Source organism: Pseudoalteromonas sp. BZA4 (genome assembly GCF_040104395.1).
Lineage (GTDB): Bacteria > Pseudomonadota > Gammaproteobacteria > Enterobacterales > Alteromonadaceae > Pseudoalteromonas.
Genome location: NZ_JBECOT010000023.1, coordinates 1 through 19,556, shown reverse-complemented (window position 1 = coordinate 19,556; position 19,556 = coordinate 1). Strand labels below are relative to the sequence as shown.

The 19,556-nt window shown below is 41.4% G+C and carries 18 protein-coding genes and 1 rRNA gene; all 19 read left to right on the top strand.

Translation table 11 applies throughout. From position 1 onward, the window contains the following. Window positions 1-200: 200 nt before the first annotated feature. A complete protein-coding gene (mnmE, locus tag ABMY41_RS11260; RefSeq protein ID WP_349274676.1) occupies window positions 201-1,565 on the top strand; it encodes a tRNA uridine-5-carboxymethylaminomethyl(34) synthesis GTPase MnmE in 1,365 nt (454 codons plus the stop codon). A 145-nt stretch (window positions 1,566-1,710) separates the two neighbouring features. After that, window positions 1,711-2,445, top strand: a complete 735-nt coding sequence (locus tag ABMY41_RS11255) for an isocitrate lyase/phosphoenolpyruvate mutase family protein (protein WP_349274675.1) — start codon at window positions 1,711-1,713, stop codon at window positions 2,443-2,445. Between the two features lie 586 nt (window positions 2,446-3,031). Then, entirely contained in the window at window positions 3,032-3,481 is a 450-nt protein-coding gene (mioC, locus tag ABMY41_RS11250; protein WP_054554800.1) for an FMN-binding protein MioC, read from the top strand. A gap of 429 nt (window positions 3,482-3,910) precedes the next feature. Beyond that, complete coding sequence (gene mnmG / locus ABMY41_RS11245) at window positions 3,911-5,800, top strand: tRNA uridine-5-carboxymethylaminomethyl(34) synthesis enzyme MnmG (protein WP_349274674.1); 1,890 nt, start codon at window positions 3,911-3,913, stop codon at window positions 5,798-5,800. A gap of 15 nt (window positions 5,801-5,815) precedes the next feature. After that, a complete protein-coding gene (gene rsmG / locus ABMY41_RS11240) occupies window positions 5,816-6,436 on the top strand; it encodes a 16S rRNA (guanine(527)-N(7))-methyltransferase RsmG (protein WP_349274673.1) in 621 nt (206 codons plus the stop codon). Window positions 6,437-6,449: 13 nt separating this feature from the next. Next, window positions 6,450-7,235, top strand: a complete 786-nt coding sequence (locus ABMY41_RS11235) for a ParA family protein (protein WP_054554803.1) — start codon at window positions 6,450-6,452, stop codon at window positions 7,233-7,235. A 20-nt stretch (window positions 7,236-7,255) separates the two neighbouring features. Further along, window positions 7,256-8,167 carry a ParB/RepB/Spo0J family partition protein gene (locus tag ABMY41_RS11230; RefSeq protein WP_054554804.1) on the top strand — a complete coding sequence of 304 codons (912 nt, stop codon included), beginning with the start codon at window positions 7,256-7,258 and terminating at the stop codon, window positions 8,165-8,167. Window positions 8,168-8,326: 159 nt separating this feature from the next. After that, complete coding sequence (locus ABMY41_RS11225) at window positions 8,327-8,707, top strand: ATP synthase subunit I (RefSeq protein ID WP_054554805.1); 381 nt, start codon at window positions 8,327-8,329, stop codon at window positions 8,705-8,707. A gap of 15 nt (window positions 8,708-8,722) precedes the next feature. Further along, window positions 8,723-9,580, top strand: coding sequence for a F0F1 ATP synthase subunit A (gene atpB, locus ABMY41_RS11220; RefSeq protein ID WP_054554806.1), 858 nt, complete (start codon window positions 8,723-8,725; stop codon window positions 9,578-9,580). A gap of 56 nt (window positions 9,581-9,636) precedes the next feature. Further along, complete coding sequence (atpE, locus tag ABMY41_RS11215) at window positions 9,637-9,870, top strand: F0F1 ATP synthase subunit C (RefSeq protein WP_004335261.1); 234 nt, start codon at window positions 9,637-9,639, stop codon at window positions 9,868-9,870. A 42-nt stretch (window positions 9,871-9,912) separates the two neighbouring features. Then, window positions 9,913-10,383 (top strand): F0F1 ATP synthase subunit B, encoded by a 471-nt coding sequence (gene atpF, locus ABMY41_RS11210; RefSeq protein WP_054554807.1) that lies wholly within the window; start codon window positions 9,913-9,915, stop codon window positions 10,381-10,383. 16 nt (window positions 10,384-10,399) lie between these two features. Beyond that, complete coding sequence (gene atpH, locus ABMY41_RS11205) at window positions 10,400-10,933, top strand: F0F1 ATP synthase subunit delta (RefSeq protein ID WP_054554808.1); 534 nt, start codon at window positions 10,400-10,402, stop codon at window positions 10,931-10,933. Window positions 10,934-10,947: 14 nt separating this feature from the next. Further along, window positions 10,948-12,489 (top strand): F0F1 ATP synthase subunit alpha, encoded by a 1,542-nt coding sequence (gene atpA / locus ABMY41_RS11200; protein ID WP_054554809.1) that lies wholly within the window; start codon window positions 10,948-10,950, stop codon window positions 12,487-12,489. Window positions 12,490-12,548: 59 nt separating this feature from the next. Beyond that, entirely contained in the window at window positions 12,549-13,409 is an 861-nt protein-coding gene (gene atpG / locus ABMY41_RS11195; protein ID WP_054563740.1) for a F0F1 ATP synthase subunit gamma, read from the top strand. A 32-nt stretch (window positions 13,410-13,441) separates the two neighbouring features. After that, window positions 13,442-14,827 carry a F0F1 ATP synthase subunit beta gene (gene atpD, locus ABMY41_RS11190; RefSeq protein WP_054554811.1) on the top strand — a complete coding sequence of 462 codons (1,386 nt, stop codon included), beginning with the start codon at window positions 13,442-13,444 and terminating at the stop codon, window positions 14,825-14,827. 13 nt (window positions 14,828-14,840) lie between these two features. Beyond that, window positions 14,841-15,263, top strand: coding sequence for a F0F1 ATP synthase subunit epsilon (locus ABMY41_RS11185; protein ID WP_054554812.1), 423 nt, complete (start codon window positions 14,841-14,843; stop codon window positions 15,261-15,263). A gap of 273 nt (window positions 15,264-15,536) precedes the next feature. After that, the gene (gene glmU / locus ABMY41_RS11180; protein WP_063528634.1) at window positions 15,537-16,895 is read left to right on the top strand and encodes a bifunctional UDP-N-acetylglucosamine diphosphorylase/glucosamine-1-phosphate N-acetyltransferase GlmU; all 1,359 of its coding nucleotides are present in this window, start codon (window positions 15,537-15,539) and stop codon (window positions 16,893-16,895) included. A gap of 143 nt (window positions 16,896-17,038) precedes the next feature. Next, entirely contained in the window at window positions 17,039-18,877 is a 1,839-nt protein-coding gene (locus ABMY41_RS11175; protein ID WP_349274672.1) for a choice-of-anchor I family protein, read from the top strand. A 563-nt stretch (window positions 18,878-19,440) separates the two neighbouring features. Next, window positions 19,441-19,556, top strand: a 16S ribosomal RNA gene (locus ABMY41_RS11170); the annotation flags it as partial.

Sequence of the window (19,556 nt, the reverse complement as noted above, 5' to 3'; positions counted from 1 at the left end):
CGATAAGATTTAGAATGCGCAACATGGTAATGAATATAATTATCATTTGCAATGGTCGTTTATTATTAATTAAAGCTAAATAAAGTATTACTTACATCAGACTTTTGCTACCTCATTACTCAAACAGCTATTCGCATGAAATTAAGCCATAGGTTACAATAGAGCCAGCATTCATTCTTTTATTGGCATTATTTCATCGCATGATTAATCAAGACACAATTGCAGCACAAGCGACCGCACCAGGACGTGGTGGGGTTGGTATTATTCGCGTCTCTGGCAGCTTAGCTAAAACAGTGGCAGAACAGATTATTGGCCGTTGTCCTAAAACACGTTACGCAGACTATGTACCATTTAAAAGCTTGAGCGGTGAACAGCTTGACCAAGGTATTGCTATTTACTTCCAAGGGCCAAATTCATTTACCGGCGAAGACGTACTAGAACTACAAGGTCACGGCGGCCCTGTCGTATTAGATATGCTATTAAAAGAAATTAGCCAAATTGACGGTGTACGTTTAGCAAAACCAGGTGAGTTCTCTGAACGCGCATTCATGAATGATAAGCTTGATTTAACTCAAGCAGAGGCAATTGCCGATTTAATTAATGCAACCAGTGAACAAGCAGCAAAAAGCGCCCTCCAATCACTGCAAGGTGAATTCTCTAAACATATTGAAACGCTGGTGGAGAAAGTCATTCACCTACGTATGTATGTTGAAGCCGCAATTGATTTTCCAGATGAAGAAATCGACTTTTTATCAGACGGTAAAGTATCCGCAGATCTCAATGCCATTATTGATCAATTAGAGAATGTAACTCAGCAAGCTAAACAAGGTAGCATCATGCGTGAAGGTATGCGTGTTGTTATTGCGGGTCGCCCTAACGCTGGTAAATCAAGCCTACTTAATGCGTTAGCTGGCCGTGATGCTGCTATCGTTACCGAAATAGCAGGTACAACACGTGACGTATTACGCGAACATATCCACATTGATGGTATGCCACTACATATTATTGATACCGCAGGCCTGCGTGAAAGCCCAGATAAAGTAGAGCAAATTGGTATTGAACGCGCATGGGATGAAATTAACCAAGCCGATCGCGTACTATTTATGTTAGACGGCACAGACACATCAGCCACTGATCCTCATGATATTTGGCCAGAGTTTATGGCCAAGTTGCCAGAGGGTATGGGTGTTACTGTGATCCGAAATAAAGCCGATATTTCCGGTGAAAATGTCGGTATGGATGAACATGATCAATATCCGGTGATCCGTTTAAGCGCTAAAAATGCAGAGGGTATAGAGTTAGTTCGTACTCACTTAAAGGCATGTATAGGTTTCCAAGGCGCCACAGAAGGTGGATTTATGGCACGCCGTCGTCACTTAGATGCTCTTGAGCATGCAGCCTATCATTTAAACACAGGCAAAGAGCAATTAGAGATGCATATTGCTGGTGAGATCTTGGCTGAAGAGTTACGCCTAACTCAACAGTTCTTAAATGAGATAACGGGTGAATTTACTTCTGATGACTTGCTAGGGAAAATCTTTAGTTCGTTCTGTATCGGTAAATAAATTCCGGTCATCAATATTATAAAAAAGAGTCGCAAGACTCTTTTTTGTTTTTAGTCTAGTAATCAATTATCGGTTCAGGGCCGAAACCAGCCAGTAATTAACCTCATATCAATTAGTCTAGCGATGTCATTAAACGGAGGACATCATGGACAAATATCAACTCTTTCACCAATTACACCACCAGCAAAGCGGCTTTATACTTGCCAATGCGTGGGATCTTAGTTCAGCACAATTCATCCAAGCTGCGGGAGCTAAAGCAGTAGCAACAACCAGCTGGGGAATTGCTGCCAGTTTAGGGTTAGCTGATGGTGAAAACATCTCTTTTAAAACTCAATTAGCACTGGCTAAAAGCTTAACCGAACACCTTCATATTCCACTCTCTGTGGATATAGAGTCAGGCTACAGTAATGATCCGCTGAAAATTAGCGAAAACGTTTTAGCGTTAGCAAGATTAGGAGTTGTAGGCATCAACATAGAAGACTCAGACACTTACGCACTGAGATCTACCGAGCAGCAATGCACTATTATTAGTGAAATAAAGAAAGTACTTAACGAAAATGGCTTCGGTGGTTTATTTATAAACGCCAGAACCGATACCTACTTTGTTAGTGACTCCCCTTTTCAAGCAACATTAAAGCGAGCAAAAGCGTATCAAAATGCAGGTGCAGACGGTCTGTTTGTGCCCGGCTTAACTAACATAGAGCACATAACCAGCTTAGCTAACACAATAGATATGCCATTAAATGTTATGGCAATGAGCAATTTTAACTCAGCAAAAGCCGCTTTCGCTGGTGGTGCAAAACGGTTTTCATTGGGTAATTCACTCTATGATCTAGTCGGTAATACGATAAAAACCAGTTTAACTCAGATCGAAAACTAACTTAGCGAGCTAAAAAATTAGATCAAAACAGCTTTTAAGATCGAATTTAGCTAAAAATGTTATCCACATTTGGGGCTTTTTTAGATCTAAAGGCTGATTTGATCATAAAAAAACGCGGAAATTTGAATTTACTTTCATACAACAGCCCTTTTTGATAACTAATTTTCTTAAAAACAGCCTTTATTAGCGCTTATTTAAGTTTATTTCGATCTATTTTATTGATCGCAAATTGCAAACCGATCGTTATCAACAAGCGATCTATCCACAAAACGATCATACTCACTATTTTTATCAGATCTGAAAAATTAAGCGCTTACACATAATTAAAGATCAACAACTTAGCAAAGTTATACAGTTTCCAATATTTAGCTTGATCAGAACTTTCCCCAAATTTATTAACAGCTTGATCAAAGGGTTTAATTTATGAATAAATATAAAAAACTATTAAAAACAGTACATTATAAAAATAATTAAATTAAAGCTGTCATTTTAAGCAGAAAAACTTATTCAGATCGTAATTCAACGCTTTACTCACACCCTAACTTAGTTATCATGTGGCCACTTATTTCTATACATGATCAATCACATGCAATCAGTAAATATCATCGTTGGCAGCCAAATGGGATCTGCAGAATACGTGGCAGAGCAACTAGCAGAAGCCCTTGAACAACAAGGGATCCAAGTGCAGCTTCATGAACAGCCTGTATTTGATGATATTGATCAGCAAGATACTATTTGGTTGTTATGTACTTCTACATACGGCGCGGGAGACTACCCAGAGAACCTACTGCCATTTGTTGAGTCTATTAACCAACAGGCTGATCTTAAAGGATTAAACTACAGTGTGATCGGATTGGGTGACACTAGTTACGACACCTATAACTATGCAGGCCGTAATCTAGATGAGTTATTAGCTAATAAAGGCGCAAACCGCGTGGCAGAACGCTTAGAGCTAAATATTCTTGATGAAGCATTGCCAGAAGACACGGCATTAGCCTGGTTACCAAGCTGGATCGAATCAGCAGGGCTCAATTAAGCCAATCGGTGTTGATCGTTGTTATAAAAGTTACCCACAATTTACTGATAATTTAGATCGGATTGTGGATAAACACTGATCTAACTGCGATTTTAACCTAGTTTATCCCTTGGATAAGATCCAACCGATATTGCCCTGTGTATAAATAGCCCTTTTGATCAAAGCTTTTACGCGGGAAGATCCGATCATATTAACACCTTTAGATCTGCGTTAAGATCATGTTTTAAATAGTAAAGCGAACATTATCAACAGATCTAACCGTTACTAGTAGTAAGAGTAATAAAAGATCTCTTTAAAAGATCCTTTATATTATTAGAGATCACCCACTTAGATCTTGAGCACTGTTTAATCATTTATCTTCTCTAAATTTCTAGGTAGAATACGCTCCCTTTACAAAGTTTTGCTGGTCGATTAAGTAGGATCCCATAAATGATTTTTCACGAACGTTTTGATGTTATTGTTGTAGGTGGTGGACATGCAGGTACTGAAGCTGCATTAGCATCTGCTCGCATGGGCATGAATACCCTATTGCTAACTCATAATATGGATACCCTTGGTCAAATGTCTTGTAACCCGGCAATTGGCGGTATTGGTAAAGGCCATTTAGTTAAAGAGATCGATGCACTTGGTGGTGCAATGGCTCAGGCTATTGATAAAGGCGGTATTCAATTTCGTACTTTAAATTCATCTAAAGGCCCTGCAGTACGTGCTACACGTGCACAAGCTGACCGTGCTTTGTATAAAGCAGCTATTCAACATACTTTACAACATCAAGAAAACTTAAAGATCTTCCAACAATCATGTGGCGATCTAATCGTTGAAGGTGATCGAGTAATTGGTGTTGTAACGCAAATGGGTCTTCGTTTTAGCGCACCTTCTGTGGTTCTTACCGTAGGTACTTTCTTAGGTGGTCAGATCCATATTGGTTTAGAGAACTTCAAAGGCGGTCGTGCCGGTGATCCACCTTCAATTGCACTTGCTGAGCGTTTACGTGAATTACCTTTCCGTGTTGATCGCTTAAAAACAGGCACGCCTCCTCGTATTGATGCGCGAACTGTTGATTTTAGCAAGATGCAAGAACAGCCTGGTGATACCCCTACACCTGTATTCTCATTTATGGGTAAACAATCGGATCACCCACAGCAGATCCCGTGTTACATCACTTATACAAATGAAAAAACACATGATGTGATCCGCAATAACTTACATCGCTCACCTATGTATTCAGGTGTAATTGAAGGTATTGGTCCACGTTACTGCCCTTCAATCGAAGATAAGATCGTACGTTTTGCAGATAAAGACAAACATCAAATCTTTGTTGAGCCTGAAGGTTTAACATCATACGAATTATATCCAAATGGTATTTCAACAAGCTTACCGTTTGATGTACAGCTTGAAATTGTGCAATCAATCACTGGTTTTGAAAATGCACACATTTGCCGTCCTGGTTATGCGATTGAGTATGACTTCTTTGATCCGCGGGACTTAAAGCAATCATTAGAAACTAAGTTTATTAATGGTTTATTCTTCGCAGGCCAAATCAATGGTACAACCGGTTACGAAGAAGCTGGCGCACAAGGTTTAATTGCGGGTATGAACGCCGCATTACAAGTACAAGGCAAAGAGTCTTGGACACCTCGTCGTGATGAAGCATACACAGGTGTACTAATTGACGACCTAGCAACATTAGGTACTAAAGAACCGTACCGTATGTTTACTAGCCGTGCTGAATACCGTTTATTACTTCGTGAAGATAATGCCGACATTCGTTTAACTGAGAAAGGTCGTGAACTAGGCTTAGTTGACGATGCTCGTTGGGCTGCCTTTAACGAAAAAATGGAAATCATCGAAAAAGAAACGCAACGTTTAAAAGAAACATGGATCCACAAAGATCACGTTGCTGTTGATCAAGTAAATGCATTATTAAAAACACCACTGACGCGTGAAGCGAGCCTTGAAGATCTGATCCGCCGTCCTGAAATTCGTTATAACGACTTAATGGCAATAGATGGTTTGGGTTCTGAGTTTGATAACCAAGCTGCACTTGAGCAAGTTGAGATCCATACTAAGTACGCAGGCTATATTGCTCGTCAGCAAGATGAGATCAATAAGCAGCTACGTCATGAACAAACTGTATTACCAAAAGACTTTGATTATTCAACTGTTTCTGGTTTATCAAATGAGGTTATCGCAAAGCTTACTGATAGTCGTCCAGATACAATTGGCCAAGCGTCACGTATTTCAGGTATCACCCCTGCTGCTATTTCGCTATTATTAGTCTATCTGAAAAAGCAAGGCTTACTGCGCAAGACTGCGTAGTTGGTGAGGAATACAGTGTTACAACAACAATTAACTTCGCTGTTAGCGCAAACTGATATTGCGCTAACAAAAAAACAGCAACAACAACTTGTGCAATATGTTGAATTATTATACAAGTGGAACAAAGCGTATAACTTAACCTCTGTTCGTTTACCTGAAGAAATGATGGTTAAACATATTATGGATAGCTTAGTTGTTGCACCACACCTTAAAGGCAAACATTACATTGATGTAGGTACCGGTCCTGGTTTACCGGGTATCGTATTAGCCATCGCTTTACCTGATACACAATTTGTATTGTTAGATAGTTTAGGTAAACGCGTACGCTTTTTGATGCAGGTAAAACATGCACTTGGTCTTGAAAATGTAACCCCAGTTCAGTCTAGAGTTGAAGAATATCAACCAAGTGTTAAATTAGATGGTGTATTAAGTCGTGCATTCGCCTCTTTACAAGATATGGTTGACTGGTGTGCGCACTTGATTGATCATTCAGGTAAATTTATCGCCTTAAAAGGCGTATTTCCGAGCGAAGAACTAGACTCATTACCTAAAGGTATTAAGTTTGATGAAAAAATCAGCTTGGAAGTACCTGAGTTAGATGCGCAAAGACATCTAATCATTCTATCTAAAGACTAGGGATCAGAGCACTGTGGCAAAAGTCATCGCATTAGCAAACCAAAAAGGTGGTGTTGGTAAAACAACCACCGCTGTGAATCTCGCGGCATCGATGGCCGCGACGAAGCGTAAAGTGTTATTAATCGATCTTGATCCGCAAGGAAACGCTACTATGGGTAGTGGTGTCGATAAATACGGTGATGTTGCGACTATTTACGATTTATTGATTGAAGAAACACCAATCGATGAAGTGATCAATAAAGAAACCTCAGGTGAGTATCACTTAATTGCTGCTAATGGCGATGTGACTGCCGCTGAAGTTAAACTAATGGAATTGTTTGCTCGTGAAGTGCGTTTACGTAATGCGCTTGAACAAATTCAAGATCAATACGATTTCATTTTTATCGACTGCCCGCCTTCACTTAACATGCTTACTGTTAATGCAATGGCTGCCGCAGATTCGATTTTAGTTCCGATGCAATGTGAGTATTATGCCCTTGAAGGTTTAACGGCATTAATGGATACCATTACTCAGCTATCTAAGCTAGTAAATCCAGCGTTAACAATTGAAGGGATTTTGCGCACCATGTATGATCCGCGCAATCGCCTTGCAAATGATGTATCAGAACAACTCAAACAACATTTTGGCGATAAAGTATATCGTACCGTTATCCCACGTAATGTCCGTTTAGCAGAAGCGCCGAGTTTTGGTGCCCCTGCCATGTATTATGACCGTGCATCAAGTGGTGCTAAAGCTTACTTAGCCCTAGCCGGCGAAATGTTACGTAGAAAAGAGAAAACATCTTCAGCAGTAGCCTAACTTCGAGGTAAAAAAATAACATGTCTGCTAAAAAACGCGGTTTAGGCCGAGGACTCGACGCTTTATTAAGTTCATCAAAACCTGCCCCAAGTGCAAATAATCAGCAACAAGCGACAGCAACACCAGAGCAAGTCTCTGAAGTAGTTGCAGAGCAAAGCAAAGGTGAGCTGCAAAAATTAGCGATTGAGTTTTTACAATCGGGTAAATATCAACCGCGTAAAGACATGTCTGAAGAAGCGCTAGAAGAGTTAGCCAGCTCAATTCGTGCTCAAGGCATCATTCAGCCAATTGTTGTGCGCCAAATTGGTGCAGACAAATATGAAATTATTGCTGGTGAACGTCGTTGGCGTGCTGCTCAACTTGCAAAATTAGATGCTGTTCCATGTATCATCAAAGATGTACCAGATGAAGCAGCCGTTGCAATCGCATTGATTGAAAATATCCAACGTGAAGACCTAAACGCGATGGAAGAAGCGATTGCATTGAATCGTTTACTTAACGAATTTGAACTCACTCATCAACAAGTCGCCGAAGCTGTTGGTAAATCGCGTACGACTGTGACTAATTTACTACGTCTAAATAATCTTAACGAAGATGTTAAAATCTTGTTAGAGCATGGCGACATCGAAATGGGTCATGCACGTTGTTTATTGGCACTTGAAGGCGAAGCGCAGTCAGATGCTGCTAGATTAGCGGTTGCTAAAGCGTTGACTGTTCGTGAAACTGAGAAATTAGTTCGCTCTATCTTAGAACCAGCCCCGAAAAAAGAAGTGCAAGAAAAGGATCCGGATGTCAAACAGTTAGAACAAAAACTTGCTGAAAATTTAGGCGCCAAAGTAGAAATAAACTACAATAAAAAAGGCAAAGGCAAACTGGTTATCTCTTATACAACTCTTGATGAGTTGGATGGCATTTTAAGCCGTATAAATTAAGACTATTCCCGTCATTAATTAATAACATGTCCAAAAAGAGACATTTGTGGTGTTTTTGCACTACAAAGGGTCGACTCAAGTTGCAAAACTGGTAGGAATCAGTATAATTTCGCCAGTTTTCATACCCTGACAATTTAACGTTCTAAAGGTTAACAAAACGTGACTAATAGGTTAGCAAGGCCGTATAGGCTTGCCGCATTTAAATTAATTTGTCTTCAGGGTATCGTAGCATTAATCGCTGCAGTAATTGTTTTTATAGGTTGGGGAGTCAATGCCGGCCAGTCAGCGCTTGCTGGCGGAGCTGTTGCACTACTCCCTAATTTTGTATTTGCTGTCTATGCATTCCGTTATATGGGTGCAAGTCGAGTAAATCAAGTGTATGCCTCGCTAAAGCGCGGCAACGGATTAAAATTTATGCTAACAATCGTTTTGTTTGCACTGATACTGAAGTCTTACACGGTCGTTTTATTACCGTTTTTCTGTGTTTATGTATTGGTGTTATTTAGCGGATTGTTTGCGCCCGTTTTTTTTAATCATTAACTTTTGGGATATAACATGGCTGCAGAAGAAGTAACTCTATCAAGCCATATTCAGCACCACTTAACTAACGCTAAGATGTGCTCGACCGACGCTGGTCTTGCCTTCAACAAAGCGTGTGCAGACAGTGGTTTCTGGACATGGAATATAGATACCCTCGCATGGTCAATCGGTCTAGGTCTTGTATTTTTATGGATCTTCCGTAGTGCCGCTAAGAAAGCAAATACCGGTGTACCTGGTAAATTTCAGTGTTTCATTGAAATGATCGTTGAGTTCGTTGGCGACAACGTACGTGACACATACCACGGTAAAAGCGCATTAATCGCTCCATTAGCTCTAACGATTTTCGTTTGGGTGTTCTTAATGAACTTAATGGACTTGATTCCGGTTGATTTCCTACCTGCATTCGCTGGCTTCGTTGGCGAGCAAGCATTTGGTATGGATTCTCACGACGTTTACATGAAGATTGTACCTACAACAGACATCAACATGACTGCTGCACTTGCTATTGGTGTATTCATTCTGATGATCGGTTACGCAATCAAAATCAAAGGGATTGGCGGATTCTTAGCTGAATTAACGCTTCACCCGTTTAGCTCTAATAACAAGCTAGCAATGGTGTTCTTAATCCCATGTAACTTATTACTAGAAACAATCGCTTTAGTTGCTAAGCCGTTCTCGTTAGCACTGCGTTTATTCGGTAACTTATATGCTGGTGAGTTGATTTTCATCTTGATCGGCGCAGTTGGTTTAATGCAACTACCGTTGCACTTTATTTGGGCTGTATTCCACATCTTAGTAATCGTACTGCAAGCATTCGTATTCATGATGCTTACAATCGTATACCTAAGCATGGCAAGCTCAGATAATCACTAATTTTTTACACTTTTAAAATTTAATTTTAATTTACAATTGAAACTTTGGAGAAAAAAATGGAACTAGTATTAGGTCTTAAGTATATCGCTGTTGCTCTACTTATCGGCTTCGGTGCAATCGGTACTGCAATCGGCTTCGGTAACATGGGTGGTAAATTCCTAGAAGCTTGTGCTCGTCAACCTGAACTTGCACCTTCATTACAAGTTAAGATGTTCATCCTTGCTGGTCTAATCGATGCCGTAGCTATGATCGGTGTTGGTATCGCAATGGTATTGTTGTTCGTACTTTAATATTATTTTTTGAACAGCTTACTATTTTAAGGAGGAGCGGTCGTGAACTTAACAGCCACTCTTATCGGTGAATTAATTGCATTTACGGTTTTCGTACTTTTCTGTATGAAATACGTATGGCCACCACTAAATGGTGCAATTGAAGCTCGCCAGAAGAAAATCGAAGATGGTTTAGCTGCCTCTGATAGAGCCGAAAAAGACTTAGAACTTGCGCAAAAGAAAGCTGCTGAGCAGCTTAAAGAGGCAAAAGCTCAAGCGGCTGATATCATTGAACAAGCTAAAAAGCGTGCCACGCTAATCGTTGACGAAGAAACTGTTCGTGGTCAACAAGAGCGTGAAAAAATTATTGCTCAAGGGCACTCTGAAATCGAAGCAGAGCGTAACCGTGTAACAGAAGAACTACGTAAACAAGTAGCGACGCTGGCAGTGGTTGGTGCTGAGAAGATTTTAGAGCGCGAAATCAATCAAGCCGCACACAGTGACATCGTTGAAAAACTTGTCGCTGAGCTGTAATTAGGAGGGTATGAGCATGTCTGAATTGGCTACTATCGCTCGCCCATACGCTAAAGCGGCTTTTGAACTTGCCGTTGAAAAAGGCACTGTTGAAAGTTGGAACGACATGCTGTTCTTTGCTGGCCATGTTGCCAGCAACGAGCAAGCCGCTGCCGCGCTAGCTGGATTGCCTACTGCTACTGAACAAGCAGATCTGTTTATCAAGATCTGTGCAGAGCAGCTCAACGAACAAGGTCAGAACCTAATCAAGGTGATGGCTGAAAATGGACGTTTAGTTGCACTGCCTGCTGTTGCTGAGTTATTCGCTGAATTTAAAGCGGACTACGACAAAGAAATCGACGTTGATGTGATTTCTGCAACACCGCTTGCTGCTGAGCAGCAAGCAACATTGGTAGCGGCACTTGAAAAACGTTTCGCACGCAAAGTTAAGCTGAATTGTAGTGAAGATACTACAGTTGTTGGCGGTCTTATCATTAAGGCGGGTGACACTGTAATCGACGGCTCAGTACGTGGCAAATTAGCCCGCTTAGCTACATCACTACAATCGTAATTGGGAAAAAGAGCATGCAACTTAATTCCACTGAAATTTCAGATCTGATCAAACAACGTATTGAGCAGTTCGAAGTTGTAAGTGAAGCTCGTAACGAAGGTACTATCGTATCTGTTACTGACGGTATCATCCGCATCCACGGTCTTGCTGACTGTATGCAAGGTGAGATGATCGAGCTTCCTGGCAACCGTTATGCTATCGCACTAAACCTTGAGCGTGACTCAGTAGGTGCTGTAGTAATGGGTCCTTACGCTGACCTTAAAGAAGGCGTAAAAGTTAAATCAACTGGTCGAATCCTAGAGGTTCCTGTTGGTCGTGGTCTACTTGGTCGTGTTGTTAACACACTAGGTGCACCTATCGACGGTAAAGGCGCTTTAGATAACGACGGTTTTGAACCTGTTGAGAAAATCGCACCAGGCGTTATCGAACGTCAATCAGTAGATGAGCCAGTACAAACTGGTTATAAATCTATCGATGCGATGATCCCAGTAGGTCGTGGTCAACGTGAGCTTGTGATCGGTGACCGCCAAACTGGTAAAACTGCATTAGCAATCGATGCTATCATCAACCAAAAAGGTACAGGCGTTAAGTGTGTGTACGTTGCAGTTGGTCAAAAAGCATCTACTATCGCTAACGTAGTACGTAAATTAGAAGAGCACGGTGCATTAGAAAACACGATTGTTGTTGTTGCATCTGCTTCTGAATCTGCGGCACTTCAGTACCTAGCACCATTCTCTGGTTGTACTATGGGTGAATACTTCCGTGACCGTGGTGAAGACGCGCTAATCGTATATGATGATTTATCTAAGCAAGCTGTTGCTTACCGTCAAATCTCATTACTACTTAAGCGTCCACCAGGCCGTGAAGCATACCCAGGTGACGTATTCTACCTTCACTCACGTCTTCTAGAGCGTGCATCACGTGTAAACGCTGATTACGTTGAGAAGTTCACTAACGGTGAAGTGAAAGGTAAAACAGGTTCATTGACGGCATTGCCAATCATTGAAACTCAAGGCGGCGACGTTTCTGCGTTCGTACCGACAAACGTTATCTCTATCACCGATGGTCAGATCTTCTTAGAAACTGACTTATTCAACTCAGGTATCCGTCCAGCTGTTAACGCTGGTATCTCGGTATCTCGTGTTGGTGGTGCAGCGCAAACTAAAATCGTTAAGAAACTAGGTGGTGGTATCCGTCTAGCGTTAGCTCAGTACCGTGAATTAGCTGCGTTCTCGCAGTTCGCGTCTGACCTTGACGATGCAACACGTGCTCAATTAGAGCATGGTGAGCGCGTAACAGAGCTAATGAAGCAGAAACAGTACGCACCAATGTCTGTTGCTGAAATGTCTCTGTCGCTATTTGCTGCTGAAAAAGGCTACCTAAAAGACATCGAAATCGCGAAAATCATGGATTTCGAAGCTGGCCTAATTTCTTATGCAAACAGCACATACGCAGAGCTAATGGCTCAAATCAATGAAACTGGTAACTACAACGCTGAGATTGAAGCTCAACTTAAAGAACTTCTAGAGAAGTTCAAGTCGACGCAAACTTGGTAATTTAGTTATGAATGGTGAGCTTTAGGCAACTAAAGCCCACCTGATTCGGAGAGAGAGTCATGGCCAGCGGAAAAGAGATTAAAAGCAAGATCGGGAGTATCAAGAATACTCAAAAGATCACCAGCGCAATGGAAATGGTTGCTGCGTCTAAAATGAAAAGAGCGCAGGAACGTGTGGCGTCAAGCCGTCCATACGCTGAAAACTTACGCCAAGTGATTGGTCGTGTTGCTCAAGCAAATCTTGATTTTACTCACCCTTTCTTAGAAGAGCGTGAAGTAAAACGAGTTGGTTATATTGTTATCTCTACTGACCGTGGTCTATGTGGTGGCTTGAACTCAAACGAGTTCAAAAAAGTTGCCCTAGATGTTAAAGCGTGGAAAGAAAAAGGCGTTGAAGCTGAATTTACTACTTTAGGTAGCAAAGCAGCTGGCTTTTTCCAACGTTTTGGCGGTAAGTTAGTCGCTAAAAAAGCGAACTTAGGAGATACACCTTCACTACAAGACGTTATTGGTCCTGTAAAGACAATGCTAGATGCATACTCTGAAGGTAAAATTGACCGCTTATACGTAGTATTCAACAAGTTCGTTAATACTATGAAGCAAGAGCCAACAATCGATCAGTTACTCCCTTTGCCAAAAGCTGAAGAAGAAGTATCTCAACATTCTTGGGATTACTTATATGAGCCAAACCCAGAAGCAATTTTAGAAGCTCTGTTAGTACGCTTTATTGAGTCTCAAGTATACCAAGGTGTAGTTGAGAACGCTGCCTCTGAACAGGCTGCCCGTATGGTTGCAATGAAAGCTGCAACTGATAACGCAGGCGACCTTATGGATGAGTTACAGCTTGTTTATAACAAGGCTCGTCAAGCTGCAATCACACAAGAAATTAGTGAGATTGTTGGCGGTTCGGCAGCAGTTTAACGCTTCGGCAAAGTTTAATGAGAGGAATAGACATGAGTTTAGGTAAGGTCGTCCAAATTATCGGCGCCGTTGTGGATATCGAATTTCCACAAGACAACGTGCCAGCCGTATATGACGCACTAAAAGTAACAGATGGCGACTTAGCTGGTTTAACTTTAGAAGTTCAACAACAGCTAGGTGGCGGTGTGGTACGTGGTATCGCACTTGGTACTACTGACGGTTTACGTCGTGGTACTGCAGTAGAAGGTACAGGTCAGCCAATCCACGTTCCAGTAGGTACGAAGACACTAGGTCGTATCATGGACGTTTTAGGTAACCCTATTGATGAAGCTGGTCCAATTGGTGAAGAAGAGCGTATGTCTATTCACCGTGCAGCACCTTCTTATGAAGAACAATCAAGTTCAGTAGAACTTTTAGAGACTGGTATCAAGGTAATCGACCTTGTATGTCCATTCGCTAAAGGTGGTAAAGTTGGTCTATTCGGTGGTGCCGGTGTTGGTAAAACCGTAAACATGATGGAACTTATCCGTAACATCGCAATCGAGCACAGCGGTTACTCAGTATTCGCAGGTGTTGGTGAGCGTACTCGTGAGGGTAATGACTTCTACCATGAGATGAACGACTCAAACGTACTAGACAAAGTATCTCTAGTATACGGTCAAATGAATGAGCCACCGGGTAACCGTTTACGCGTAGCGTTAACTGGTCTTACTATGGCTGAGAAGTTCCGTGACGAAGGTCGTGACGTACTTTTCTTCGTTGATAACATCTACCGTTATACTCTAGCGGGTACAGAGGTATCAGCACTTCTAGGTCGTATGCCTTCAGCAGTAGGTTACCAACCAACTCTTGCTGAAGAAATGGGTGTACTTCAAGAGCGTATCGCATCTACTAAGACGGGTTCAATCACTTCAATCCAAGCGGTATACGTACCTGCGGATGACTTAACTGATCCATCTCCAGCAACAACGTTTGCTCACTTAGATGCAACAGTAGTACTTTCTCGTGATATCGCTTCACTTGGTATCTACCCTGCGGTAGACCCACTTGATTCATCTTCACGTCAACTTGACCCACTAGTAATCGGTCAAGAGCACTACGATACAGCGCGTGGCGTTCAAACAGTTCTTCAACGTTATAAAGAACTTAAAGACATCATCGCAATCCTAGGTATGGACGAGCTTTCTGACGAAGATAAGCAAGTTGTATCTCGTGCACGTAAAATCCAGCGTTTCCTATCTCAGCCGTTCTTCGTTGCTGAGGTATTCACAGGCGCGCCTGGTAAATACGTGTCACTTAAAGATACAATTGCTGGCTTCAAAGGTATCTTAAACGGTGAGTTTGATGATATGCCAGAGCAAGCGTTCTACATGGTTGGCTCTATTGAAGAAGCTCAAGAAAAAGCCAAAAGCATGTAATTAGGAGGGTAGTATGGCGGCTATGACTGTACATCTTGACGTAGTAAGCGCAGAAGAGAGCTTGTTCTCTGGTCTGGTTGAATCGATTCAAGTGAGTGGTAGTGAAGGTGACCTTGGTGTTAACTATGGTCACGCTCCATTATTAACTGCCCTAAAACCTGGTATGGTACGTTTAGTTAAGCAATTTGGTCACGAAGACGTGATGTATATTGCTGGCGGCACGCTAGAAGTTCAACCGGATCGCATCACGATTCTTGCAGATACTGCAGTACGTGGTGAAGACCTAGACGAGCAAGCGGCTGAAAAAGCTAAACGTGATGCTGAAGAGCAAATGGCGAATACGTCAACTGCTGAGTTAGATTATCAACAAGCTGCAGTGCAACTTGCTGAAGCAATCGCTCAACTTCGCGTAATTCAACAATTACGTAAAAAGTAAGCCTACTCGGTTTTCGAAAAGCCCACTTAATGTGGGCTTTTTTGTGTCTAAAATTCACCGCTAAGCATCCTACTTTAATATTTATACTTATATCCTTCATCAAAGCTCGCTACAATAGTGTAAATTAATAGTGAATAGCTGTTTCATTCAAGGTTCAGTCCAACACATTAGGATTGCGTATTTACACATGATGTGACTTACACAACTTTGTATGTTTTCCAGAACTCACAAAATATTGCACACCTAAAACAAAGAAAGAAGGATATTGTTTTAATGTCTCTGACTACCGTTATTCTTGCTGCGGGTAAAGGCACCCGTATGCGCTCTGCTCTACCTAAGGTATTACACAAAGTTGCTGGCAAACCTATGGTTCAGCACGTTATTGATAATGCCACTGCCCTTGGCGCTCGTGAAACAAACCTTGTTTATGGTCATGGCCGTGAGCAGCTTCAAGAAGCCCTATCGCACAACCAAGTAAACTGGGTATTACAAGAAGAACAACTCGGTACGGGTCATGCTGTTGCTGTTGCTAAAGAACACATTGCCGATGATGACACCGTATTAATACTCTATGGTGATGTGCCACTAACAAAACGCGCGACCTTAGAAAAGCTACTTGCTGCGACTCCAGAAAAAGGCTTAGCAGTATTAACGGTTACCCTAGATGACCCATCAGGTTATGGCCGAATGATCCGTGAAAATGGCAAGCTAGTTGGTATTGTTGAACAAAAAGACGCTTCACCTGAGCAACTTGCGATTAAAGAAATCAATACCGGTATTATGGCTGCTAATGGTGCGCTACTTAAACGTTGGTTAGGTAACCTATCTAACAATAACGCCCAAGGTGAATACTACCTAACAGACATTGTTGCGATGGCACACAGTGAAGGTGTTGAAATTACCTCTGCACAGCCTGAGCATCCGATGGAAGTTGAAGGTGCTAATAATCGCGTACAACTTTCAGCGCTTGAACGTGCATATCAAGCATGGCAAGCAGAAGAGCTAATGCTAAACGGCGCAACACTTGCTGATCCTGCTCGTATTGATGTACGTGGTGAAGTAACGACTGGCGAAGATGTTCTCATCGACGTTAATGTTATTTTCGAAGGTAAAGTAACTCTGGGTAACAACGTACAAATTGGCCCAAATTGCGTACTTAAAGATTGTACTATCGGCGATAACGTTGTTATTAAAGCTAACTCACTTGTTGAAGAAGCCAGTGTTGCTGCTAAATGTACTTTAGGCCCATATGCCCGCCTTCGCCCTGGTGCGATTATGGAAGAAGACTCGCACATTGGTAACTTCGTTGAGATGAAAAAGACCCGCTTAGGCAAAGGTTCAAAAGCAAACCACCTAACCTACTTAGGCGACACTGAAGTTGGCGAAAAAGTTAATATTGGCGCAGGTACTATTACTTGTAACTATGATGGCGTAAATAAATCAAAAACCATTATTGGAGATAACGCCTTTATCGGTTCTAATTCATCACTGGTGGCCCCTGTTAATATTGGCTCAATGGCAACGATTGGCGCAGGCTCTGTTATCACTAATACTGTTGAAGATGATCAGCTTGCAGTCGCTCGTGGTAAACAACGTAACCTTACTGGTTGGAAGCGTCCAACTAAAAAGTAATGAGCTACCCTACTAATTTATAAATAAAAAGCGAGTTTATACTCGCTTTTTTTGTGGCTGCAGTTTGTTCTCATAAAAGTGCCATATAGTTGTAATGCCTGCGTGTTGTAATTGCGTTAATACAATACGAAGGAAAAATAATAATGTTAAAAAGATCAATTATTGCGCTATCACTTTTAACCATTCTTACTGGTTGTTCATTAGACGGTGACGACGGCAAAGACGGCTTACAAGGTGAACAAGGCCCTGCAGGTCAAAATGGTACTAATGGAACTGATGGGGTAAATGGCACCGATGGTACAAACGGAACTGACGGAGCAAATGGTACAGATGCAAACGCTGCTTTAACTATAAATCTTATCGGCCGTGCAGTGCTGAACGCAGAAAGCCCTGAAGGTGCTGCGGAAATTGTTGCTTACCAAGCATCTAAACAACGAATATTTGCTATCAATAGTTCCGGTGATTCTGCGGTCGTTAATATCATGAAAGCCGATAGCTTTGACCGTGCAGCTTTAGTTAAAGATAACGAAGGGGTTATAAATGGCACTAATTTAACCTCAGAGATTACCCTTGCACTTAATGAGCACAGTGTGGGTGATGCAAACAGTATCGCTATTGATGCTAATAATGAACTTTTAGCCGTCGCAATGGCAGCTAGTAATACCGGTGATGCTGGTTTAATCGCATTTTATGATATCAGTGGCAACGAGCCTCAGTTTATTAAAAATGTCACTGTTGGCGCCCTACCCGACATGGTTACTTTTAGCCATGATGGCAATAAAGTATTGGTTGCAAATGAAGGCGAACCTAATGGTGACTACAGTATTGACCCTGAAGGCTCTATCAGCATTATTAATATTAATGATGGTGTAATTGCAGATACTGCTATTAGCATTACTTTTTCGGCTTATAACGACAAACAAGCAGAGCTTGAAGAACTTGGGATTGTATTTGCTAACCCGACAGGTCGGACAATCAACGGTAACTTGATTAATACAACCGTAGCAATGGATTTAGAACCTGAATACATCAGCATTTCAAAAGACAATAAGTTTGCCTACGTGTCACTACAAGAAAATAACGCCCTTGCTATCGTCAATCTTGAAGATAATAGCCTAGAGCTTAAAGGCTTAGGATTTAAAGATTGGTCTAATTTACTTTTTGATGCATCAGATAAAGACGGTGGTGTTAACTTTAAATCGTACCCTGGTCTCTATGGCATGTATCAACCTGATACGATTTCAAGCTTTACTTGGAAAGGTGCTAACTTCATTGTCACAGCGAACGAAGGTGATGCACGAGAATACTTCTTTGATACAACCGACGAAGCTGATTGTTTAGCAAAGGGTGGTCTAGATTATGATGAAGATGATGGTTGTTTATCATATATAGATGAAACCAGAGCTAAAGACTTAACACTGGCAAGCAATTTTGATTACCTGAACAATGACAACAGTGATATTGGCCGTTTAAAAGTGACCACTGTTAAAGGTGATGAAGATAATAATGGCGAATATGAATCACTCTATGCATATGGTGCCCGCTCTTTTACCATTTGGGATAGTAACGGCATGGTTGTTTTTGACTCGGGCGATCAAATCTCACGTATTACTGCATCAGTTCACGGAGCAGCATTCAATAATAACGAAGATGAAAATGACGGTGATAGTCGCTCTGATGACAAAGGTGCAGAACCAGAAGCGTTAGCACTGGGTACGATTGGCGAACGTACATTTGCATTTATTGGTTTAGAGCGTATGGGTGGCATTATGGTGTTTGATATTACTAATCCATACAATGTGACATTCCAAGATTACTTTTTTAATCGTGGCCTAGAAGCTGATGCAGATATAACAGGTGATCTTGCTCCTGAAGGTATGGCATTTATACCTGCAGAACAAAGTGCAACGAATGAAGCATTGCTAGTTGTTGGTAATGAAATTTCGGGGTCAATCGCTGTTTGGGAAATTTCTACTAACTAATCCGCCTTATAAAAATAAAAAGCGACATACCTAATTTAAAGTATGTCGCTTTTTCTATGCCATTTTATCCTCACAAAAATGACTGCTTTTTGAGCTAAAACCCCTCTGCAGCCCTTTATTTGTATGGTTATTGTACTAATTTGAAAATAATCAAAAAAACCTTCAAAAAGTGCTTGCGTTAATTCTTCGCATCCCTATAATGCGCATCCACTGACACGGCGGGCAGCAATGAAAAGCGCTGAACAAAGTGACAGAGAGTTAAGTAAAACTTCGGTTTAAAACGGTCTAAAAAGAAAGTTTAAAATTAAGTGTTGACTCGAAAAATTAAGGATGTATTATACGCATCCCTAGCGACAACGTCGCAACGTTCTTTAACAATATAAAGCAATCATCTGTGTGGGCACTCGTACAGGTTGAGTTCTAACAGCGAAGCTTAGTTTACTAAGTAACGCAAACAAATTTAGAGTCTCAAATGTAACTGAGTGACTTCATAGTCAATTCGATATCGAAAGATATCAAAATCAGAATTCATTGAGCACGAAACTTCGGTTTCAAAAAACTTTTAATTGAAGAGTTTGATCATGGCTCAGATTGAACGCTGGCGGCAGGCCTAACACATGCAAGTCGAGCGGAAACGAAGAGGTGCTTGCACCTCTGGCGTCGAGCGGCGGACGGGTGA